Here is a 24453-nt window from a genome sequence, read left to right as displayed (position 1 = left end):
TTGTCCAAAAATGAGTTTGCAAGAGATATACTTTCAGTTGTAATAAAAGTACACATTATAATTATTAGCAGCTAAAACTGGTTTCGATTTGTCAGGCTATGGGTTTATTTTATGTCAAAGTATGGGTTAATTATTAAGGTAAGTGATTGAAAACTTGAAGCTGCCTATGTCAGACTTTGCTTCCAGCGACATCCTTTGTTTTTTTGCGGCCCATGAGAGCGACCTTCAAATTTTTCTTTTATCCCCAAAAATACGGCAATGACATGAGGTAATTCATTTTTAGTGATTTGAATAGAGGTTTTATCTGACCAGTTAAATTGTCTAGGGCCGATGGCATTAGCAGCTTCTAACATCACAGTTTCCCATTCTGACGTGCGTGTGATGGATGGTTTCAACTCGATAGCGGCCTTTGAACCGTGACATTTTAAAGAGTAAAATTCACTGAATGCACCACTGTATCGTGGATTGTTTGTTTCTTGATATAATTCATGATTATGGTATCCGTTCTCGGTATGCTCATATGCTTGAACTGGCTGCTCATCAAAATGTGCTGTTGAGTAGATACTGTTGTTATCGTGATACATGATTACTCCTATTTGTCTTTCTTTCTTTCTATTTTCACTCTACTTCCAAATCCAGCAACCGAAGAAAAGCAAAAAAATAAATAGCGCGTCCTAAAAAGCCTCTGAACCAAACAAAACTAGGTAAACAGTTAAGTAAAATAATCCGTGGAATAGTCTATCGCGGAGATTTAAATGAACGGATTAATGAGATTTTTGGCATTAATAACGGTGTTGGGTTTTATCCCAGTGAGTTATGCCTCTAGCAACACAGCCACACTGTTACCCGAAATAAAGGCGCTTGCATTAGACAAGTTAGTGCTTGATAGAACTAATGTGCCGGTAACCGTTCTAGAAACTTCACCAATAACCGATTCCAACGGCAAGGTCGCACAAGGTTTGACTGAAATAAGAGTCACCTTAGCGAGTGATGCTGTTTCAAGCATCATCATTCAAGGTAAAACTCTAAAGCCGGGAGAAACGCTTAAAATTGTTCAAGATTTTTCATTGACTGGGGGAGCCTTAAAAATCCCATTTAATCCGGCAGAGTCAAACATTGTTGGTTTATCCCATTACACGTTAGAAATTCCGAAAGTTACAGCTGAGGTTTGTCCAGACTCATATACTCAGGATGCAGCGACAAGTACGTGTCAAAAGGTAAATACAACAAGTTTACTTTACACGTGTCCTGGTGATGATTGGGCTATTTCAGGTGACGTCACGAAATGTACAAAGCAAACAGAAATACCAAAAGTCAGCTGCCCAAGTGGGTACGTGAGCAACAAAGATGGAACCTGCACTAAGACCGAATTCCAAGATACTCTCGTTAAATGTTCAACTGGTTATACCTATTCCGAAGAAAATAAAAGATGTGAAAAAACTATCGTAGAAGCCGCATCTAAGACTTGCCCTGATAGTTCCTATAGTTATCAGGCCGCAACAAATGATTGCCGCAAAACGATTACTCAAAATGTGAATTTTGAATGTTTATCTGGATTTTCGTATAACGCGACATCAAAGATTTGTGAGAGAACACTAAGCGCAGTGGCGACGCCAACTTGCGCAACAGGTTTCGCTTACTCAGTAATAAATCAACGATGTGAAAAGACCGTAGAGCAAATTGCCTCTAAAGTTTGTGCGACAGGGTATACCTATTCCTCTGCAAATGATCGTTGCGAAAAGCCATTGACTGAAGATGCAGATCCAGTTTGTAGTGCAGGTTACGCCTACTCTGTAGCAAATAAGCGTTGTGAAAAGACCTTAACTCAAACCGCTTCTAAAGTATGTGTAACAGGATACGCTTATAATTCAGGGACAGATCGCTGTGAAAAGACAACCACATCAGCTGCGTCAGCGGTGTGTACCAGCGGCTATACATATTCAGCCGCGAATAGCCGTTGTGAAAAAACGGTAACACAAACGGCTAGCAAAGTGTGTCCCAATGGATATTCATTCTCAACAACAAACAATCGTTGCGAGAAAACCACAACATCAGCGGCCTCGGCTGTATGCGCTAGCGGTTACACCTATTCTGCAGCTAATTCGCGCTGTGAAAAAACAGTGACTCAAACGGCTAGCAAAGTGTGCGCGTCTGGCTATACCTATTCTTCAACAAACAATCGTTGCGAGAAAACCACCACATCAGCAGCCTCAGTTGTGTGTGCCAGCGGTTACACCTATTCAGCAGCTAATTCACGCTGCGAAAAAACGGTGACTCAAACGGCTAGCAAAGTGTGTGCTTCGGGTTACACTTACTCTGCTACAAACAATCGTTGCGAGAAAACCACCACATCAGCAGCCTCAGTTGTGTGCGCCAGCGGTTACACCTATTCAGCAGCTAATTCGCGCTGCGAAAAAACAGTAATTGAAGCAGCAAGCAAAGTGTGTGCGTCAGGCTATACTTATTCTTCATCAAATAATCGATGTGAGAAAACAATAACCCAGAACGCTTCAGCAGTATGTGCTAGCGGTTATACCTACTCTGCAACCAATTCACGCTGTGAACGAACCCTTACTCAAGCAGCAAGCAAGTCTTGTTTACCTGGATATAGTTACACATCTTTAACCGATAGTTGTGAAAAAACAATAACTCAAGCTGCATCAGCAGTATGTGCTAGTGGCTATACCTATTCTTCATCTAATTCACGCTGTGAAAAAACAGTGACTCAAACGGCTAGCAAAGTGTGTGCTTCGGGTTACACTTACTCTGCTACAAACAATCGTTGCGAGAAAACCACCACATCAGCCGCCTCGGCTGTGTGCGCTAGCGGATATACCTATTCAGCAGCTAATTCACGTTGTGAAAAAACAGTGACTCAAACGGCTAGCAAAGTGTGTGCGTCAGGTTACACATACTCGGCTACAAATAATCAATGTGAAAGAACGTTAGCTCAAGCCCCAACTTGTGGTTCAGGATACAGCTATAATTCTTCTACTGATCTTTGCCAATCAATAGCCACATATTCACCATTTTGTCCAACTGGAACTAAAAGTGGTTTAGATGGGCTTTGTTATACAAAGTATTTTGGTTATGCGTGTGATTTATATGAATACAAAAATAATAGGGGGGCTTGTGATTTTGAAAACGGTGCTTGTAGCTGTTATAACGAGATAACAAAAACTAACCAAATTCTTTCTGATAATTGTTCCGGTTCCTCTAAAGGTTTTGATTCGATGGGGACTTGCGGTTACGTACCAGGAGCTGCGCCATCGCAATGTTTATCCGGTCACACTTTGGTAAATGGTACTTGTCAAAGTGTAACTACTGTATCTGCGACGTGCTCTACGGGTTACAGCTTAAATGGTTCTTCAGACAATTGTGAAAAATTTGAATCTCAAGCATTTAGCTATAGCTGCCCTACAAATTATACCCTAAGTGGCAGTACCTGTTCACAGCTTCAAACAGTAGCAAATACATGGCGCTGTCCAAGTGCCAGTTATTCGCTAAGTGGGTCAACTTGTAGCCTGCTAGAAACGCAGGCATTTAGCTATAACTGCCCTACAAATTATACCCTAAGCGGCAGTACCTGTTCGCAGCTTCAAACAGTAGCAAATACATGGAGCTGTCCAAGTGCCAGTTATTCGCTAAGTGGGTCAACTTGTAGCCTGCTAGAAACACAGGCATTTAGTTATAACTGCCCTACAAATTATACCCTAAGTGGCAGTACCTGTTCACAGCTTCAAACAGTAGCAAACACATGGAGCTGCCCAAGTGCCAGTTATACACTAAGTGGGAGCTCGTGCAGTCAGATTCTATCGCAGGCGTTTTATTATGACTGCCCCACAGGTTATTCTTTAAATGGAAATTCGTGTTCAAAACAGGAAAATACAGCAAATTCGTGGAGCTGCCCAAGTGCCAGTTATTCGCTAAGTGGGTCAACTTGTAGCCTGCTAGAAACGCAGGCATTTAGCTATAACTGCCCTACAAATTATACCCTAAGTGGCAGTACCTGTTCACAGCTTCAAACAGTAGCAAATACATGGCGCTGTCCAAGTGCCAGTTATTCGCTAAGTGGGTCAACTTGTAGCCTGCTAGAAACACAGGGATTTAGCTATAACTGCCCTACAAATTATACCCTAAGTGGCAGTACCTGTTCGCAGCTTCAAACAGTAGCAAATACATGGAGCTGCCCAAGTGCCAGTTATTCGTTAAGTGGGTCAACTTGTAGCCTGCTAGAAACACAGGCATTTAGTTATAACTGCCCTACAAATTATACCCTAAGTGGCAGTACCTGTTCACAGCTTCAAACGGCAGCAAATACGTGGAACTGTCCAAGTGCCAGTCACACCTTAAGTGGAAGCACTTGTAGTTTGTTAGAAACACAGGCGTTTAGCTATAGCTGCCCTACAAATTTTACCCTAAGTGGCAGTACCTGTTCACAACTTCAAACGGCAGCAAATACGTGGAGCTGCCCAAGTGCCAGTTATTCGCTAAGTGGGTCAACTTGTAGCCTGCTAGAAACTCAGGCGTTTAGCTATAGCTGTCCAGCAGATTATACTCGCAATAATTCTGTCTGTAGTAAGGTCGTTAATACCGCAAACACATGGTCTTGCGATGCTAATTGGACACTATCAGGTTCATCTTGCCATTCTATAGATACGTTAACTTATGCTTACACTTGCCCTGATTACTATGATAATCATAATGATGGTTCGTGTACCCAACTACAAAACAGAGATAATGGATGGACTTGTCCAGAGAATTATACTGATAACAATGACGGTTCATGTAGTTGGTACCAAACTGGCGCATATTCATTGTCATGTCCAGACTCTTCGTATACTCCGAATTCAACCACGGAAATATGTGAGAAAGTATTAACTAATAATCATATATATAAGTGTAATGATCCTAAGTATTCATTATCAGGTTCTAGTTGTTCGTTGTTATTAACTGAAACTGAAAGTTGGGTCTGTGCTGATCCTTCATTTAATAAGGTATCAGATGAACAATGTAAGAAAGTAACTAACTCTAATTTAGTTGGTACGTGCCCGGTAGGTTTTATCAAATCGACTGATGCTAAGTCATGCGTATTTATTGATACAACGCCACTAGTTAAGAGTTGTAGCGCGTCATATGAACTCATAGGTGGAGAGTGTGTTAAAGATGTGTTCGCTGCGCCTAAGTGTTCTTCTACTATTGTGGATGCATCTTGTACGTGCGAAGCAGGAATGACGCTGAACTTAACAACATACCAATGTGAAGGCATAGAAAAATCATCTGTATTATCGAGTTGCCCAGAAGGTTACACATCGAAAGATGGCCAATGTGAATACAATAAGACGGTCAGTGTTGTGTATGATTACTGTCCATCAGGTATGTCTGAAACGTTCTTAAACTGTGTTTTAAAACAAGAGATACCTATTACAGACAGCTGTAATGCACCTTACACCGTTCAAGGTAATCAATGTAAATATGTAGATCAGCTCCCGCTTGGATACGCTTCTGGAGTAGAGTCGAAAACTTTTGAAGGCGATATTAAAACTGAGCTATCAACTATCAAAGTAGCCAAGGATACATTTGACGCGATTGTTAGTGAAATATCAGAAATACCATTAGATGATCTTACTGGATGTCGCTTAGTCGATTCTGAGGTTTTGGCTCAAGGCGTGATAAAAAAAGGTGATGTACCTTGTTATATCAAATGGACAGATTTACCTGATGGTATAAGTGGTGACAGTAAAAAATTAACGGGGATATTTAAGAAATCTGGCGTTCAATCGGCTGGATATGAACTATATGGGTTCAATGGTTCGAAACTAGACGAATTTAAAATTTCTTCAGGTTCAATAGCTTTAAATATTAATGAACCAGAAAAACCTTTATTAACCGACATCACAACTCGATTAATGAGTAAGGTGTTGAAAGGCTTCGAAATGTACAATTATAGCGCGTCAAGCAAGTTATCGATGACGACGTTATTAGTAGAGCCTCGAAACTATGTACAAACTTTGACAGTAGATGGCGTCGGTTCGTGCGAAGTCCCTGTGGGAGCCAACTCATGTATAGTTTATAGCAATATTTCATATACGCGTGAACCATCATCGCTTCAAACAGACAGTAACTACATTATTAAAGCCAATAGTAAGATTGGCGGCTGGTCAGATGAAGAACAGACAAAAAAGGACTGGGTTATTCATCATGATTTCCGTGGACCGAATATTGTATTTACGACATTTAATCCTACGCTTGAGGACGAACCAGTTGTCAATAGTGATTTAAGTTTCCCTGTTGTTGTCGCTGGTGGGACGGGGGCCGTTGGCGTAAGCAATCAACGCTCAGAATTGGATAGCACTGAAATTTGGTGGAGGCCATCCAAAGTAGAGTTGTTCTTTACTGCAAATGAAGGAACCAAAAGCGTAAACAAACTGAACGTTAATAGACAAGAAATTAGTTTTGACATTCCAAACACTATTTCAGATTTGCAAACATTAACGAATAAGTCAGTTGTTTCCGAGGGGCAGGCGAGCGCGTATCCTTTTGATATGAGCTCCCTAACACCTGGCGAATATACCGTAAAAGTGGTTGCCAAGGATTCATACAATAATGAATCGACAACCACTTATGAAAACGTCTTTGTATCTAGACCATTGCCACAAATTAAAGTTATGCACAAGAGTCGCTCTATTGAGCAACTTTCTTCAGCCCAAACCATTAATATGCTTGATGATGTAATGGTTGTAGCACATAACGGTCTGACTGGTGACACTGAAATCAAGAGCATTAAAATTGATGGCCGTGATGCAATCACAATCAATAGTGATGCTCATTTCAAAATGCTCACGAGTGAAGGCTTCGAGCTGGATGCGAACAAATCATATGTTATGGAAGTTGAGGCGGAAGATAGTAATGGAAATAGATCTACTCTTTCAATGCCTTTTAACTACCTACAAATCACATTTGCTTTGAGTTACAAACCCGTCACAGTAATTCAAAAAGTAGAAGATGTGGCGCTTGCCGTTAATCGTACTCGGGGAGTTCGGTGTGATTTATATGGAACTAAAGCGGCTGCAACTTTGGCATCTAATGACAACAATTACGCTTGTTATATTGAGTGGACTCAATTACCAGAAGGCTTAAGCACGTTGGTCACGACTTACCAATCAGCAGTATCGGGAGCCGTTAAAAATTTAGGTAAACATCAATTATCCTATGATGCTTATATCGTTAACAAAACCGGTAGCGTAGGGAAAGTTGGAAGTGAAACTGTCGAATTCGAATCAACCGAGCCATTACCGCTAACACTTGATTTAGATGAAAAATTAAAATTAAGTGATGGGGTTTATAGCGTATCCATTAACGATACTTTACTTGGACGATATACAGGTAAATCAAGCAGAGCGCATGTAGATGTCACTCTAAGCAATGAAAATGGAGATGAAAAGTATTACAAACATAATCAATTACCATTTGGAGAAATCCAAACATTTTCCGCATACGCAGAAAAGTTAGGTAATTCAGTGTTGTGGAATAAAATTGGTTACACATTAAAAGCAAGTTATCGATTAGCACCAGAAATCAATATTCAGAAAGATTTTGATTTAGTGGTAACGCCACATCCTTACATGCAAGTGTTGATGGAATTGGATAGCCCTAAATACGCTTCAACGGACACGATTTACGCCTCCGTTAAGCTAGGTCTTCGCAATAATGCCACTGGCTTGTTTGAATATAATGTAGCAACCATGGGTGATGGTTGGGATGTTTATTTGGCATTCAAGAACGGTCAAGTTTACGAACCAATAACTGAAGTCGTTGAGGCGGGAACTGATGGTATAGCCACTATCGGACTGGATGCCAACATTATTTTTGAACGGAACCAGGCGGTATATGCTGTTGCTAAGGCTAAATCACCATATCCTGAAATTGTTGTGGAGCGTATTTCTACACCTAGAAGCATTACCGTTGTTAAGGGGACTGCGGTAGAAGGTCAAGTGATCTCAAGACTGGTCCAATCTAGAGTGCCAGCGAATTTTGATATTCGATTTGATACAGCTTCTTATGATGACTTTAGAGTGTTGGGTGATATTGATTGGCAAATTGTAGATAGTACAGGGCAGTGGGTTACTGATGATGAGTTTGCAGACCGCCAGTACATATCAATCAAATCAACAAGTCCTGAAACGATCAAGGTTCGTGCTGTGTTAACGAATAAAGAAACGGGTGTTATTACAAATTCGGACGAAGTGACTTTGATTAGTTATGACATTCCAAAGTTAAAAATTGACGGTACTAATCAAGCTATATCTGGTCAGGATATTGAGTTATCTGCACTGGATAATGGTGAAGAACCGCAATTAGACACTATTGTTGAGTGGTCGCTCGATAATGGTGAAACTTGGGCTTTAGGTGATACAAAGTTCAATGTAGTCGTAGGAGAAACTGCATTAAAAATTAAGGCTCGTATGAAATATGCAAGCACATCATCCGAAGTACAAACAGGTCAATGGAGTGAAGCTATCAAATACATATCGGTGACCAAACCAAAACCGTTAACGGTCAATGTAACTAAACCGAGCATTGTAGAGGTAGGTACAGAGATAGAGCTAAAATTACAGGTGGTTAATCCATTCGCAGCAACAGGCGTTGATGCATTGATGGAATGGGTGTTACCTGATGGCAGCATAGTCTCTAACCAAGACACATTAGTCTATTTGGTTAAAGAAGAAGACTTAGATGCGTCGAAAAGACTTAACATGAAGGGCAGAGCATGGCTTTCAGGTTATAAAGATGTCACGTTAGGAGAGTCCAACATAACGCTGAATACATTCCAGTATGCATTCCCGACTGATGATAAATTAAGTTTGTCGGTAAACAACAGCGTTAAGTTTGTGCCATCAACAGGTTTCGCTATGTTGAATATGCCATACATTAATGCACCAGGAGTAATTTTTAACTACGAATGGTCATTTGATGAAGCAGCTATTGAAAAAACATCAAGTAACGGTAAAACGTTGAACTTTAAAGTAATCCAAGCAGGGATTCATAAGATAACACTGACACTTTCAGATAATAGAGGTAATTTTACGTTTATTGATGGATTTGTTGAGGCGATTGATCCAGATCCACTAGAGTTCAAGGTTACAGATATATATTCAAATAAATACATGAGGATGCCATTGACTATCTCGCTATATCCGAGCGTTAAGTCAAACCACCCTTACGATTTTATGAAAAGCTATCAATGGACTGTTAATGGGGTTCAAGGTGAGGCATCGAGTCGCGCAATAGGTGTGTTCGAAAACTTACCATCGGGTCATTATGAGATTGAGCTAAATGTTACGTCCAATTTCGGCCAAACAGGTAAGCATACGATGTCATTTGATGTTAAAGACAACCAAGCGCCGGTGTGTGAACCTATCGTAAGAGAACAGTATGGTACTCATATTGTCGATGCAAACTGTAAAGACAGCGACGGTACGATTAGTTATTACCGATGGGTTGTTAACGGTACAGTATTTACGCCCTATGGTGCGCAAGTAAGGTTCAGTGCCAATGAGTTCCCTTCCGCAACAATTGTTATCGAAGCTGTTGATGACGCTGGAGCAAAAGGAATTGGTAGAGCGAATTTTTAAGTAAACATAATAACTCTAAAAAAACCGTCATTTTGGCGGTTTTTTTATTTGAGCGTCCCAATTGGCACTTGAACGAAGAAAACTAAGCAGTGCGATGTTTTAAAATACCTCATTAGTAACTGGTTGGAGGTAAAAATTGAAACACGTACTTATTAGCTTCACTTTGATTTCAGTTGCAATCTTGTTATTAGCAGCAAGATTCACTATCGCGGTGCCAAGCCAAGAATATTCATGTTTGTTTGCCAGTTATTTTTTGGTGGATAAGCAAGATATCAACATAAAGCGCAATCGGTTGATCGCTTTCAGTTTGCCAGCCAATACACCGTATTTTAGTAAAGGTACACGCTGGATAAAAAAGCTAGTGGGTATGCCTGGAGATCATATTGTAGTGAGTGTTGATGCTGTGTCTGTAAACGGCATTGTTTATAAAAACAATATGCGGCAATTGCTCATGAAAATTGATGTTGATGAGGCTGATGTCGTAAAAGATTTTTATTTAAATGATGGCCAGTATTTTGTTATTGGTGAAACCCCTCTTTCTTACGACTCCCGATTTTGGGGTCCGATACAGCGAGACGACATGATTGGAGACGCGTATGCAATGTTATAGAACAATATTGGTTTTGATTGCAATTGCGACATGCTCAGTGGCGAATTCGAAACCAATAGTTGAAAACGACATTACCCCTGAGAAAGCTATGGAAATGGCTCGAGATAAAGGGTGGTTTGATGGATTAAATTTATCTGGTAAAGAGCCTTCGTCAACCAAAGATGTAGAAGATTTCTTAACAAACGCCCAGCAGCAAATTAATGAATTTGATAATAGTTCACTTTCCTTGCAAAGCCCAAGCTCTAAACCTTCATCGGTATCGTTTATGTTTGTAAGCCTGTCTATGCCAAGAGCTTCGTTAATTGACGCATTTAAAAACGCAGCTGCCTCTGGCATTACTGTGTACATTAACGGCATGTTTGAAGGTGATAAAAACATACTGGACACAATGGCACGCTTACAGGCAATGACACAAGATATGGTGTATAAGCCTACCGTCAAATTTGGGCCATCCTGGTTCAAGCTATATCAAATACAACGTGTTCCAGCATTAATTTATGACAACGACACTATCCAAATAAAAATGAGCGGTATGACTCAGGTCGATTTTTTTAATGAGAAGGTTGCCACAGTCTCAAAGACAACCGATTTTGGGTCGTATGGAGCAACATTTCCAGTACAAGAACCCTCATTGATAGACCAAATTAAGCAGCGAATGAGTCAAATGGATTGGGAACAAAAGAAGCAAGAAGCGGCAAAAAATTATTGGAAAAAAAGGCCTAGATTCAATTTATCTTTAGCAGCTGAAGACCACACGTATTATATCGATGCCACAGTTGAGATTAAGCGCGATGTAGTCAATAAAGCAGGGGTTATCCTTGCAAAAGCGGGCTCGAAATTCAATCCGCTAGTTGAAAGCCCAAATGCGTATTTGGGACTTTATATCGTCAACCCTACTGATCACTTACAGTTGGCTTGGTTAGATTCTCACAAAGACAAATTTGATTACCGTGACCAAATCATAATAACCGGCTTAGATGAGCGGGATGGTTGGGAGCAGTTAGCGGAGTTAAGAAAACGCTACAAGAGGGAAATATTTTTATTGGAACAAGAGCTGGTCACCAAGTTTGCAATCAAGTCTGTACCTTCACTTGTCAGCATTGACAGAAACTACATTAAAGTCCGTGAATTCAACGTGAGAAAATAATCATGAAACTAACATTTTTAGGTTTAGGTGTAGTTGGTGGCATTTATTTAACCCTTATGCAGCCTGATGTTGCAATGCAAATTCTTGAAGGTTTTATTCAATTTGTACAATGGCTTTCTGCTTCCGTATCGACCATGTTACGAGGTGTATAAATGAAAAGAATGCTCATTAACTTAATAGCGACCTTTAGTCTTGCCATAAGTCTTAGTGCGACAGCGAATACTCAAGTAGACAATATCTGTAAAGATGCAGAGGTGTGGACAAAAATAGTCGATCAAATTTGTTGGAGTTGCTTCACTGAAGGTTTTTCATTAATGGGGATAGGTAAGAAACCAGATGGTGCATCCAGCAACGATCCATTTTGCCTATGTAACGATAACTTAGGTGTGCCATACGCAGGCACAAAACTATCTTACTTTGCACCAATGAGATTAATTGAAACGGTAAGATTACCTTGGTGCAGTCCAACGTTAGGGGGCATTACGCTTCAAGATGATTATATTGGGATGGGAACCGTTAACGCATCAAAAGGAAAAGGATTTTGGAATAGTCACTATTTTGCTTTTCCGCTGATGGAAATGTTAGAGATTTTATATATAGATTGCCATCAAGATGGGTATGTTGATTTAGATTTAATGTATTTATCTGAAGTTGATCCGACATGGAACAATGACCTATTAGCTTTAATGTTATCACCTGAAGCAATTTTGTTTGCCACGCCTTTAGCTGAACCATGGTGCGCGACAGATTGCGCACTAATTTCGGCCGATTCAGCTCCAGAATCAACTTTCGGATGTGCTGGTTGTGACGGGCATTTGTATCCATTTACCGGTTCTATAATTGGTCAAAAAGATAATGTCGCTCAATCTAGTTTAATAGCACAACGAATGATTAGCTCACTGCATCGTAAGGGGCTTGCTAAAAAAACGATGGGTGATGACAACGTATGCGAGGCTTCTATTGCGCCATTTACGCCAAGGTCACAATATAAATTCAGCATGATTTATCCAAGAGCCGAGGCTTCTGCAGCAACCGCAAACGGCAGCTGCTGTCACCCTATGGGCCAATCAACAAACCTATGGTGTTTACCTGTTGGGGGGCGTATGCGTCCGGGTATGGAGGATGCCGTTTATATGTTGTGGCAATTCAAAGAATGCTGCTTAACGTTAGGAAGCGGTGATTAATATGAATTCAACGTATTCAATGTTATGGCGTAATTTTTGTGTTTATTTAACTTCATTTTGCATGATTGGAGGCAGTCTACATTGGGCCTTTTTCTTTACTATCACAGCACAATTTACGTCCTTTGATGTGTATGCACTGGATGAAATCAAGCAAGAGTTAGAAGCCAAATATCAACTTGATACACCTCAAAATGTAGACGGAACGGACTTGTATCAAAAATTGATGGATAACAAGGATAAAGGCTCAGCACTGAATAATACTCTCGAGTCTGATATTTTAAACCGTCAATCAGGGGCGGGGTCAACCGTCGATACTTCACAATATAATGATATTGATTTCCATCAAGAATTTGAAAAGTACATGAGCGAAGGCGTGACCGGTAACACGGCAAAAGCGCCGACCATGACAAATGGTAATATTGATGTTGAGTATTACGAAAAAGCAGGTACAGCACTATCAAGGGATGACGACGGAAACCTAATTTATACAGTGATCCCAGAGTCAGAGCGTGGCGCTAAAATAACAAGCATAAAAAGTAATGAAGTCTTCACGAATCAGCAGCTGAGAAGTGATGAAGAATTCAATGCACCAAACAATTATGGTGATGAAGAAGCTTATAGGGATGACTTAAAGGCCCAATATGAAAAAGCGGCCGATGGAAAAACAATGAACAGCGAAGCTTATCGAGCTCTTATCAAGAGTGCTGTTGATAATCCGTCTCCAAAAATTAAGCATGATGCATATTTTTTTACAGAAACAAATAAGGCGATCAGTGATGCACAACGCGGCGAAGGCATTTGGTCTCAGTCTTGTGTAGATGAAACGGTAACAGAAACTGAACAACGACAAATTCCCGTGTGGGAACAAAAAATCTGCCAACGACCAAATCACCAAAACTTTGATTTTTGTGAAGTAACTAGAGAGCTTGAGTTAAATCCTGCATATGTAGAAGGGGTAACACCTCGATATTTAGAGAAGTACACTCAATACCCCGAAGGATGTGCTGATAAAGTAGGTTGGAAACCTATTTGTCCAGATAATACAACTTGTACATTGGATTCCTCATCGACGACTCCAAACGAAGTGTCTTTATTATCAACAAAATCTATTCTTGCAGAATCAAGTGATACCTCTACAAAGATGCTCATGAGTAAAGCGTCAGTACAAAATTCCGCTGCCAGCGATGATGTCCAATCGGCCAGCACGAGCGCTTCTAGTGTTACAGTAGAACAACGAATAATCCTAGTACAAAATTTTCCAGGGGAGCCACATTCAGGCCTTGCTCCATGGATCCCCGGACCTGGTTTCGTAAAAGAATTAGATGGTATCGAATGGATGGCTATATCTTGTAGTAAGTATGATAGCAATTCTTCAACTTGTCTTATGGAAGAAATACCTTGTAAAAAACAGTCAGGCATAGGGAATGATTTTGAGTACAGCAATAATGTAACCTATGTCACTGGTGACTTAGAAAATGAGCAACTGCGAAGTTTAGCGTATGCAGGTTCTTACGGGATCGAATATGTAGTAGAAAAAGATGATGTTATTTACACACTCAAAGAATGCGATGTAAATACCTATGCTCACAACTTATTTAGTTTTTCTTGTACGGCCACACCAAGAGTCAGTGAACTCTGTAAAAACAATGTTTGCCCGACCATTCCATCTTGCACCACATATATACCAACAGCTGAGGTCACACCATTTTGCACGCTCAGTGAATGGGAAATTGTTGAACAAGGCACTAAACAATATACGCAAGATGTAATCACACAGTTACCAAGAATGTTTGAGGGGGATCCAAATCCTGCGGCGCTTTATGGTGGCGATAATGAAGGTGAAGGGCAGTATCATGTTGCTACATGGAAAATAAACGCAAAAAATTACAGTTGTGATCCATTAAAAGGTGCCGACTATTGCGTGCAGGTATTAAATCCAGAAACGCAAGAATATGAAGAGCAATGTTATAGCTACAGCGAGTTTAAAAATCTAGAGGGTTCTTGTGGTCAATATGAAACAAATAGCTTATGTGAGAAAACCGGTGATAGCTGCGGCGAGGGCTGGTATGACGAAGTAAATGACATTTGCTACATGTATACAGATACATATCAATGTGATGTGTCAACGCCATTTGAAACGACCAAAACAACTACGTCAAATGTTTGTGCTGGAATGCTGCCTTGCATGGGGAATGATTGTGCCTATGGCGAGGACGAAACAAGCGATGACTTTGAAAAAGCTGTGTTAATGGGGTCAATTGCACAAACGGTTGATGATGACTCAACATGCGCTTCAGAAGATCCTAACACCTGTGAGATATTTCCCGGAGAACCTGAATATTGTTCTTGGGAGTTGAGCGGATTAGGCAATAATTGTTGTGAAGCACCGTCAGGGATTAATTATCTAGAACTCGCAGCTATGGGCTACAAGATGATGCAGACGGAGACCTTTAAAAATGTATCGTCCTCATTGTCAGGTGGGGTAACAGATCAAATTGGTGGACTGTACACTGATTTTACAACAATGCTTGTTGATGGGTGGAATTCTGGCGCCACCGCAGTGGTAGATTTTGCTAGCTCGGTTATGGGTGATCCTGAATTTATGCAAGGCGTATCTGAAGGTATTCAGTTAGGTGGTGGGGCAACAGCAGAAGAAGCATTAAGTAGCCTTATGCATACAATGCAACAACAGCTATATACTTTTCTGAATAATGCCTTACCCGAAGAAATTGCTAGCATGATATTTCAGGAGGCAACTACTAAAATGGTGGATCAAGGTGTGGCTCAAGCTGGAGATACAGTTCTAACTGACGCAGCCTCCCAAGTCATGAGTATAATTAGTTTTATTGGCTTAATTTACACGATCTATAACGTAATAAAAATTCTAGCTAATCTTTTAACTCAATGTGATAGCAACGAACAAGACGTAGGTGTAAAGCTGGCTCAAAAGCAATGCTTTGCTGTGGGTAACAGTTATTGTGCCAAAAAAGTTTTAGGCGTCTGCTACTTAAGGCGACAAGACTGGTGTTGTTACTCGTCAATGTTATCTAGGATAATTGCAGACCAAGGTTCGAAGCAGTTAGGTAAAGATATGACTAGCTGTCCAGGCTTTACGATTGCAGAATTTGGACAGATTGATTTTGACCAGCTTGATTTATCAGAGTGGCTATCAACAATGTATGAGGCAGACATATTATCTGCGTCAGGTTACGACATAGAACGCCTCACAGGTACAGGTAGAATGTTTGGTAATTTGAGTTGTGAAAACAGCGACGATCCTGATTGCGTCGAAATGGAGCGAGACAATGCTGAAGAACGTGCCAGCACACAGTTTGAAGGTGACGCCAGTGATGCGGCAAACCAGTTAAAAGAAACATTCGATCCCACTCAAATTGATTGTTCTGTGTATCCACGACCAATGATATGTGAAATATCGAATTAAATAAGAGTCATAGCCACTAACGATGCTAGTGGCTATAACTAATGCAAATTACTGAGATAAACCGTAATTAGAGTTTACCCACGGATCTATTTTCATTAACTCAGGAATAGTTAAACTAACATCACCTTTAACAAATGGGTAAATCTTTCCCTTGTTTGAGACAAATGGAAACTTTGTTCTGTTGCGAATTACAGGGCTGAAAAAATAGTATTTTTCATCAAGATCTAAAGCTAAAAATGTTGCGGTAAAAAAGGTTTCATAACCAATTACTGCATACAACCCATTCTTACCAGTAGGCGTTGTCGTTGAATACTTTAGTAATTGTGGTTTTGTGTAATGAATAAAACTACAAGTCTCATCCAATTTATATCCCATTAACGATTGATGTTTAGTACAATCTTCACCTTTAAACGTTAATGTAACATGGTTATTAGCGTCATCTTCTTTTTTAACAAATTCTAATTTACGAGTAGAGATAGCCACGCGAATTAGCTCAGATTCAACATTATCATAAATAGATTGAACGTTTCCTTTTTGAGATACAGGGAAATAAACAATGCCGTAATAAGAATGAAGAGGCTTATTCCCCTGATTTGTACCTAACATACTAAGAAAAGCACCTCCAAAACCACCACCAAATGCAGCGCCGATAATGCCGTCAGCCGCATAGTCTAAAGCACCGGGAGTCATATCGGCGTTTTTAGGTGCATCAGCATCGCGTAAGCCATTATGGAAGCCTAAACTGCCATCGACTACGTTCATTGCAAAACTCATATCAGGATTGTAAGTGAAATCGTCATCACTCTGAGCTTTGTAGGGATCTGTCGAAGCGCAACCCACCAATAAGCTTGCTACCATGCTAATTGTTAATAATTTTTTGTTTAACTTTTTCATTGATTGAGTCCTTACCTCTATTCGTTATGTGTAGGTTATCATTCGGGTTAAATCGGGCAACCGAGGCCATCACAAACTATTACTTATATTTTAATAATGTCACAGAACATTGGTGAGAATAATAACAGAGTAAAATTAAACGAAATGCATTTCAGAGTCTTAAATGATACTTGAAAGCACTAATCTCGATTATCGTTTATATGACACTGAATTACGCAAAGCAGATTCATTGCTGTGCTGCACATAAATTAATGAGTAAAGGAATATACAGGAGCAAGAAGTGGATTTAATTGAATGGTATCAATGGTGCGAACAAGAGTGGGGGAAACCCCTTGTGATACATCCGCAAGGCTACGATGTACAAACCTATGCAGTTTCGACAGAAGGACAACCAACCGAATGCTATTGGGCCATCTTGCAACGAGAAAATGGAGAACGAACTATTAATTTTTTAATTGGTGCAACAAAATCAATCTCAGAGTCTGCAGGACCGTTTGCTTATGATTGCCCATTATATTTTTTTGAACTGGTACCAGAAAAGAATGCTCACTGGCGAGAAGACGTAAAGAAATATTGGAATGATAAGTCGAGCATGTAAAGCATCACAAGCTAAGTTGTTTTCATCGAATTGTCGACGTAACATTAAAGTCTGAAACTGAGTAATAAAATATGAAATAGAGACATTAAAGTATGTTATGAATTCCTGAAGGTGTAACACCCACATTAATGGTTAATACCTACGGTTGTAAGGATGAACTGAACTAAAGTATTGTTTTATCGAGGTGATGCTTTCTTTGCTCATTGGCAACTGACAAAGGCGATGTTACAAACTCATTTATGCCCCATTGTTGGTTTAAGAACCTAATCACTACGATTAGCTATTTTTGCAAAAATAGCTAAAATAGCTAGAAGCTGTTTTGCCTAGTGTGGATACGTTGTGAACAAAGAAATTATAGAAGAAATTAAGCAAGCACTTGCCTCCGCCCCTCGCAATAAGTACATGGCCGAATTACATCTTCAGTCCATCAAATATGCTGATGAATTAGGAAATATTACGGCTAGAGAATTTTGTGAGGAAGTCGGATTGAGGCCTAGTTACGCCACTGAGTTTAGTAAGATGAGAAATCTTACAGCAAGGCTCAAAGCTGCTGGTTTAGATACAAGGAAGGTTTAAACAGTATGTTAATTGACAACGTTACTAATAAAGTAGCTGATACACTTTCAAAAACGATTAAAACCAACGATAAGCTTTCCGTTATGACGGGGCTTTTTTCTATCTACGCTTTCGATCACTTGAAAGAGTCGTTGAACAAATTAGAATCAATTAGACTACTATTTTCTCAAGCAAAAGGTTACGACTCATTTGATTCCTTTGACCGTGAATCGCCTTTTGGTGCTCTTAATGGTACGACTCTAGAAAACAAGTTTCGTAATCAATTGAACCAAAAAGCGATAGCGCAAGAGTTTGCTGATTGGTTGAAAGAGAAAGCATCGGTTCGCTTGGTTCAACAAGCAGGCGCTGTTCAGCAACATATCACCCATGTCAATTCTCAATCAAACTCAATTGCAATTAATGGTGCTCAATTTAATGGGCAAGGTCTGGGGCTAACGGTATCTTCAGGCTTTGATATGATAAGCCTTGCAAAAGCAGATCAAGCACAAGAACTTTTAGGCTTCTTTAACCGAGTTTGGGGGAGTAAAGCACAAGTCAAAGATGCCACCGAACTTTTTCAAGCTGAACTTGCAAAGTTTACCTGTGATCAAACACCACAATTTATCTATTTCATTACCTTATATAATATTTTTAAAGATTTTGTCGGTGATCTTCAAGAAGACAAGATTTTAAAAGTAAAAACAGGATTTAAAGATACATTAGTTTGGAATAAATTGTATAAATTTCAGAAGGATGGTGTGTTAGGGGCAATTAATAAACTAGAACACTTTAATGGTTGTATCATTGCTGATAGCGTTGGTTTAGGTAAGACATTTGAAGCTCTTGCAGTAATAAAATACTACGAGCTTCGCAATGATAAGGTGCTTGTTCTTTGTCCTAAAAAGCTGCGTGATAACTGGCTTATTTATACGCAAAACGACAAACGTAATTTACTCGCGAGTGATCGCTTTAATTACGATGTACTTAACCATACCGATATGAGCCGTACAGCTGGTTATTCAGGCGATATTAACCTTGAAACAATTAATTGGGGTAACTACGATCTCGTTGTAATCGATGAATCACATAATTTCCGCAATAATAACCCCAAGAAAGATGGGAGAAATCGCTACCAACGACTTCTGGAAGACATCATTCAAGCGGGTGTAAAAACCAAAGTCCTGATGCTTTCTGCTACGCCTGTAAATAACCGCTTAAATGATATGAAAAATCAAGTAGCGTTTATTACGGAAGCGAATGACCAAGCGTTGTTGGATCATGGTATTAACAGTATTGAAAGTACATTAAAACAAGCCCAAGCTCGCTTTACTAAATGGGCTGAACAAGATCCTTATGTGAGAACATCTAAAGAATTGCTTGATTCGATGAACTTTGATTATTTCAAGTTGCTTGATATTTATACTATTGCACGATCACGGAAGCATATCGAAAAATATTACGGCACTGCCGATATAGGTAAGTTTCCTACACGCCTCCTACCTGTAAACTTGAAGGCATCTATTGACCTTAAAGAACAATTTCCCCCTTTGGAAGAAGTAAATAAGACTATCCGTAGACTGTCACTTGCGTTCTACTCACCAATGAAATACGTGAGAATGGATAAAAAAGCCGAATATGCAAGACGATATGACCAAGAAGTAAAGGGGGGTAAGAGCGTATTTAAACAGGTTGACCGTGAAGAAAGCTTGATTCATTTGATCCGTATTAACATGCTTAAGCGCATGGAAAGTTCAATCCATTCTTTTACTCTAACATCAGAAAAAATATTGACTCAGGTCGATGCATTACTAACAAAGATCCATAATTTCAATGCAAACATAAAACCCAGCATAACAGACGACCTTACTTATGAATTCGTGGCCCCACCAATAGAAGAGATAGATGATCTTGAGTTTAACTCACCTGAACTTGCTCCATATCTTATAGGGAATAAAACCAAAGTTCGTATTCAAGATATGGACTTAATCAGATTTTCACAGGATCTAGAAGCTGACAGAGTATTTCTTCAAGAAATTGTTAAAGAATCAAAAAGCATTGATGCTGAACGTGATGCAAAATTATCAATGTTAAAGCAAGCTTATAGTGAAAAATGCAGAAAACCGATTAATGGCAATAACAAAAAAGTTATCATTTTTACGGCTTTTGCCGATACCGCTGAATATTTATACAAAAATATTGCACCATGGGCTGAAAAAGAACTTGGCCTTCACTCAGCTGTTATAACAGGGCAACGAACAGAGACAACGTTGCGTACTCCTAGCCAAAACGGAAAAGTAGGTAAAAGGTTTACATCAGACTTAAATAGTCTGCTTACCCACTTCTCACCCAAATCCAAAGAAAGAGAGAAGGTTTACCCTGAATACAAAGAAGAAGTTGATATTTTAATCGCAACAGACTGTATTTCAGAAGGTCAGAACCTGCAAGACTGTGACTATCTCATAAACTATGACATTCACTGGAATCCCGTTCGTATTATTCAACGCTTTGGGCGTATAGACCGTTTAGGTTCAGTAAATGATGTCATTCAGCTGGTTAACTTTTGGCCCAATATGGAATTGGACGAGTATATCAACCTAGAAGCTCGGGTGAGTGGAAGAATGGTACTACTTGATATTTCAGCAACTGGTGAAGAGAACTTGATTGAAACTGACAGTGAACAAGATTCGAAGAAAAATAAAGGGATGAATGATTTAGAGTATCGCAGGAAGCAACTTGAACAGCTTCAAAATGCTGTGGTAGACCTTGAAGAAATTGCAGGCGGTGTCTCTATAACCGATCTGACGCTGAATGATTTTCGAATGGATCTTTCAAGCTTTCTCAGTAACAAAGAGCAAGATAATTCAGCATTATTAGAGCAATCTCCGGTGGGGTTGTTTGCTCCTGTCCTTATTTCTAATTCAAGTCAATTTACGAGCAAATTCTCACAAGTACGTGATGAAATTCAATCAGGGGTAATTTTCTGCCTAAAAGATATTAAAGGCAAAGTCCAGGTTGAGGAAAGCTACTCTCTTGCTCCTTACTACCTTGCTTATATCGCTGACGACGGAGACGTTTTGCTTTCGTTCACCCAGTCAAAACAAATACTCGATTTATGTAAAAAGTTGGGTTCAGAGCTAACCGACATGGAACAATCAGCTGATGCTTATCACCAGTTTGCTAACCGCACTCAAAATGGTAAAAAAATGAATCATTATCAAAATCTTTTAGCAAAAGCGGTAGAGAACATTGCTGGTAAAAGTGAAGAGATTGGAGCTACAAGCTTGTTTAGTCGAGGTGGTACTGTCTTATCTGCATCTAGCACACAAAACGTGAATGATTTTGAAGTCGTTAGTTATATAGTCATTGTGTAATGGAAAAAATGATAGAGCATATTGATTTTCGTCTAGTCGATGACGCCAAACAAAACAGATTAGCAGACAAGGTATATCAGCACTTAGGACTACCTGATTCTACGTTTCTAGGCACACGAATCACCAAGAAAATGCTCTTAGATTCATCTAGTCACAATGGGAACGAGTTAAGCCCTAATGATAAAAAATTAGTGACGGATGTTATTCAATCTATCGAGTGGCTAAACACACTTAAGCCAGAAACGCTTAATATCCCTGTTTATGTCACTGATACAGTTGAATACATAGAGGTAGCGGTGATACGAGTTACGTTAAAGTTGCCTCAAGAGCTAGGCCGTAAGGACAAAGGTAAGCATAAATCTAATGCCTCAAAGAAAGTTACTAAACTTATACATACTTTAATTCCATACCCAGTGATTCTGCTGCTAGAGCTAGCTGATGAATTATTAATCAGCCTAGCTGATAAACGTATTAATCAAGCAGATAAAACAAAATTGGTTATAGAGCATATTTATAATAGTGATTGGTTAAACTCATCGAGCCTAACCAACGCACACAATGACTTTCTTAATGATTTCTCTTTAAAAAACGTGTCAAACCTTAATTACTTTGAGCTTTATCAAGACTTCATCGCCATGCTCATAGGGCTGGAAACAAGTAAGATTTCAGGTCGCTATATGAATATAGATGGCTCATCTAAGAACCTTTCAATTGAACAGGGTAATCTACAATCTGAATCACAAGGCTATACGCTACAACATGATTCACTATTGGAATCAACTTTATGTTTAACGTTTCGTGAAAAGAGCAATGAGGATAAAACAGCTTTGCTCCGTGAATTAGCTGGATTAGAAGCTGAGTTGAACAACATCAGGAACAAGATTAAAAAAGATACGCAAATGAATACTAAACTGCGACTCAACGTAGAAGCAAGAAAGATAAAACAAGCAATTTCAGCAATCACTTCTCAAATGGCATAAAGTGAGCCTAAGAAGTGCTACGACATAAAATAGAACGTAGTTGTATTTTTCAATATCAAATACAACACCATACAAATAAATTAGTCTTAGATAGTGGGTATAAAAATGAATGTAATAGATAAAATCACGAGCAGCAGCCCGGAAGCAAAAAGCTTAGATATTGCACAGCAAAATATTGAGCAGTTAAAGCAACTTTTTCCTGACGTTTTCTCAGAAAATAAAATAGATTTTGAAGCATTAAAAGCCGCTTTAGGTGAACAAGTTGACGACTCACAAGAACGTTATAATTTTACTTGGAATGGTAAAAATAAAGCTCGTCAAATAGCTCAAACACAATCAACAGGAACATTACGCCCTTGCAAGGATGAAAGTATCAATTGGGATACGACTGAAAACTTGTTCATTGAGGGTGATAACCTTGAAGTGCTTAAGTTACTTCAAAAGTCTTACCATAAAAAAGTGAAGATGATTTATATAGATCCACCTTACAATACGGGTAAGGATTTTGTTTATAATGACGATTTTTCAGAAGGGCTATCTAATTATTTTCAACAAACAGGTCAGGTTGATGATGATGGAAATAAGTTAAGTACAAACTCTGATGCTTCTGGTCGATATCATTCGAATTGGCTATCGATGTTATATCCCCGACTAAAATTAGCAAGAAACCTTCTACAAGATGATGGTTTAATATTTATCTCAATTGATGACTCAGAAGTGTCTAATTTAAAGATGATCTGTAATGAAATATTTGGTAATGAAAATTGCGTTACAGAGATAGTTTGGAAAAATAAGACTGGAGGTGGTGCTAAAACGAAAGGTTGGATCGGGTTACATGAATACATTTTAGTGTATGCAAAAAACTATGCTGCAATAGCTGATATATCTATACCGTATTCTGAAAAAACTGCATCTATGTTTAAGAGTAAAGATGAAAATTATGAAACAAGGGGGCCATATGCCACTTGGCCTCTTGATACTACGAGTATGGGAGATCGACCTAATCTTAAATATCCAATTTTTCATGAAGGTGTTGAGATTTGGCCAGAAAAGCAATGGTTGTGGAGCAAAGAGAGAGCTGAAAAGGCGCAATTAGAAAATGGATTAGTTTTTAATAAGCAGGGAAATGGGTCATACAAGGTTAGGTTTAAAGGTTACTTACGAAATGAAGATGGGGAAATGAGGCGTGGAAAGCCTTTAAGCATTATAGAAGGAGCATATTCACAAGATGGATCAAAAGATATTCAAGAATTTATACCCAAAGGTGTGTTTCCTTTCCCCAAACCTATTAAGTTAATTAAATCTTTATTAGAAATTAGCACTAAAGAAACGGCGGTTAATCAAGGGATAATTTTAGATTTTTTTGCTGGTTCAGGTACTACTGGGCAGGCTGTTATGGAATTTAACCATGAACAAAATTGTGATTTCAGATATATAGCCGTCCAGCTCCCAGAGGTCATTGAAAAAGAGAATAAAGATTATAAAAGTGCATTTAATTTTTGTGTTGATAATAAGCTCAAAACCTCTATTTCAGAAATAACTAAATATAGAATAAGGAAAGCATCTGAAAAAATAAAGGGATTGAATTGTAATATTGATGCTGGAGTAAAAGTTTTCAAGCTTAGTCAAACCAACATTCGCCCTTGGGATGCTGACTTTGAAAACCTTGAGCTAGTACTTCAACAAGCAACTGAATCTATCAAGGGTGATCGCTCAAGCGAAGATGTGCTGTACGAAATCTTTTTAAAATATGGCTATGAATTAACTACACCTGTAAATATTGAAACGGTGAACGACTCTTTCGGAAATGAAAAGCAGGTTTTTGTTGTTGGTGCTGGAGCGTTAATTGTCTGTTTAGATGATGAAATTACAGCTGAAGTGGTAGAAGGTATCGCCAAACTCAAAGACGAATTAGATCCTGAGACTACTCAAGTTGTATTTAAAGATGCTGGATTTGCTGATAGTAATGCAAAAACCAATGCCATTCAGATTTTAAAACAGGCTGGCATTGATGATGTTAAAAGCATTTAAGGGGTA

The 24453-nt window shown here is 39.1% G+C and carries 13 protein-coding genes; 11 read left to right on the top strand and 2 right to left on the bottom strand.

What is annotated here, in order from left to right; all coding sequences use genetic code 11:
* Nucleotides 1-164: 164 nt before the first annotated feature.
* Nucleotides 165-584, bottom strand: a complete 420-nt coding sequence (locus AC19MV_RS21395) for a hypothetical protein (RefSeq protein ID WP_498309874.1) — start codon at nucleotides 582-584, stop codon at nucleotides 165-167.
* A gap of 171 nt (nucleotides 585-755) precedes the next feature.
* On the opposite strand from AC19MV_RS21395, the gene AC19MV_RS21390 reads away from it, so the two are divergent.
* From AC19MV_RS21390 to traN, 6 genes are all read left to right on the top strand, one after another.
* Nucleotides 756-9635 carry an Ig-like domain-containing protein gene (locus AC19MV_RS21390; RefSeq protein WP_498309873.1) on the top strand — a complete coding sequence of 2960 codons (8880 nt, stop codon included), beginning with the start codon at nucleotides 756-758 and terminating at the stop codon, nucleotides 9633-9635.
* 136 nt (nucleotides 9636-9771) lie between these two features.
* Nucleotides 9772-10245, top strand: coding sequence for a signal peptidase I (lepB, locus tag AC19MV_RS21385; RefSeq protein WP_432338907.1), 474 nt, complete (start codon nucleotides 9772-9774; stop codon nucleotides 10243-10245).
* Nucleotides 10232-11392, top strand: a complete 1161-nt coding sequence (locus AC19MV_RS21380; RefSeq protein WP_498309872.1) for a TrbC family F-type conjugative pilus assembly protein — start codon at nucleotides 10232-10234, stop codon at nucleotides 11390-11392. Before lepB ends, AC19MV_RS21380 begins: the two co-directional genes overlap by 14 nt.
* Nucleotides 11393-11394: 2 nt before the next feature.
* Nucleotides 11395-11544 carry a hypothetical protein gene (locus AC19MV_RS21375; protein WP_182772011.1) on the top strand — a complete coding sequence of 50 codons (150 nt, stop codon included), beginning with the start codon at nucleotides 11395-11397 and terminating at the stop codon, nucleotides 11542-11544.
* Nucleotides 11545-12576 carry a TraU family protein gene (locus AC19MV_RS21370; protein ID WP_182772012.1) on the top strand — a complete coding sequence of 344 codons (1032 nt, stop codon included), beginning with the start codon at nucleotides 11545-11547 and terminating at the stop codon, nucleotides 12574-12576.
* A gap of 1 nt (nucleotide 12577) precedes the next feature.
* Nucleotides 12578-16018, top strand: a complete 3441-nt coding sequence (gene traN / locus AC19MV_RS21365) for a conjugal transfer protein TraN (protein WP_432338905.1) — start codon at nucleotides 12578-12580, stop codon at nucleotides 16016-16018.
* A gap of 48 nt (nucleotides 16019-16066) precedes the next feature.
* Here traN and AC19MV_RS21360 read toward each other — a convergent pair whose 3' ends face one another.
* Nucleotides 16067-16912, bottom strand: coding sequence for a hypothetical protein (locus AC19MV_RS21360; RefSeq protein WP_432338904.1), 846 nt, complete (start codon nucleotides 16910-16912; stop codon nucleotides 16067-16069).
* A 280-nt stretch (nucleotides 16913-17192) separates the two neighbouring features.
* Between AC19MV_RS21360 and AC19MV_RS21355 the strand changes: the two genes are divergently transcribed.
* From AC19MV_RS21355 to AC19MV_RS21335, 5 genes are all read left to right on the top strand, one after another.
* On the top strand, nucleotides 17193-17510 hold the full coding sequence (locus tag AC19MV_RS21355; RefSeq protein WP_182772015.1) for a hypothetical protein: 318 nt from the start codon (nucleotides 17193-17195) through the stop codon (nucleotides 17508-17510).
* A gap of 339 nt (nucleotides 17511-17849) precedes the next feature.
* Nucleotides 17850-18086, top strand: coding sequence for an HTH-like domain-containing protein (locus AC19MV_RS21350; protein WP_162022182.1), 237 nt, complete (start codon nucleotides 17850-17852; stop codon nucleotides 18084-18086).
* A gap of 5 nt (nucleotides 18087-18091) precedes the next feature.
* Nucleotides 18092-21436 (top strand): helicase-related protein, encoded by a 3345-nt coding sequence (locus AC19MV_RS21345; protein WP_498309871.1) that lies wholly within the window; start codon nucleotides 18092-18094, stop codon nucleotides 21434-21436.
* Nucleotides 21436-22416 carry a DUF4391 domain-containing protein gene (locus AC19MV_RS21340; RefSeq protein ID WP_432338902.1) on the top strand — a complete coding sequence of 327 codons (981 nt, stop codon included), beginning with the start codon at nucleotides 21436-21438 and terminating at the stop codon, nucleotides 22414-22416. The genes AC19MV_RS21345 and AC19MV_RS21340 overlap by 1 nt, the downstream gene beginning before the upstream one ends.
* A gap of 105 nt (nucleotides 22417-22521) precedes the next feature.
* Nucleotides 22522-24447, top strand: a complete 1926-nt coding sequence (locus AC19MV_RS21335) for a site-specific DNA-methyltransferase (protein WP_432338901.1) — start codon at nucleotides 22522-22524, stop codon at nucleotides 24445-24447.
* Nucleotides 24448-24453 lie beyond the last annotated feature (6 nt).

This window comes from Shewanella sp. MF05913 (genome assembly GCF_059758095.1).
The sequence above is the reverse complement of the archived record's forward strand: the minus strand, read 5'-3'. Positions and strand labels throughout refer to the sequence as shown.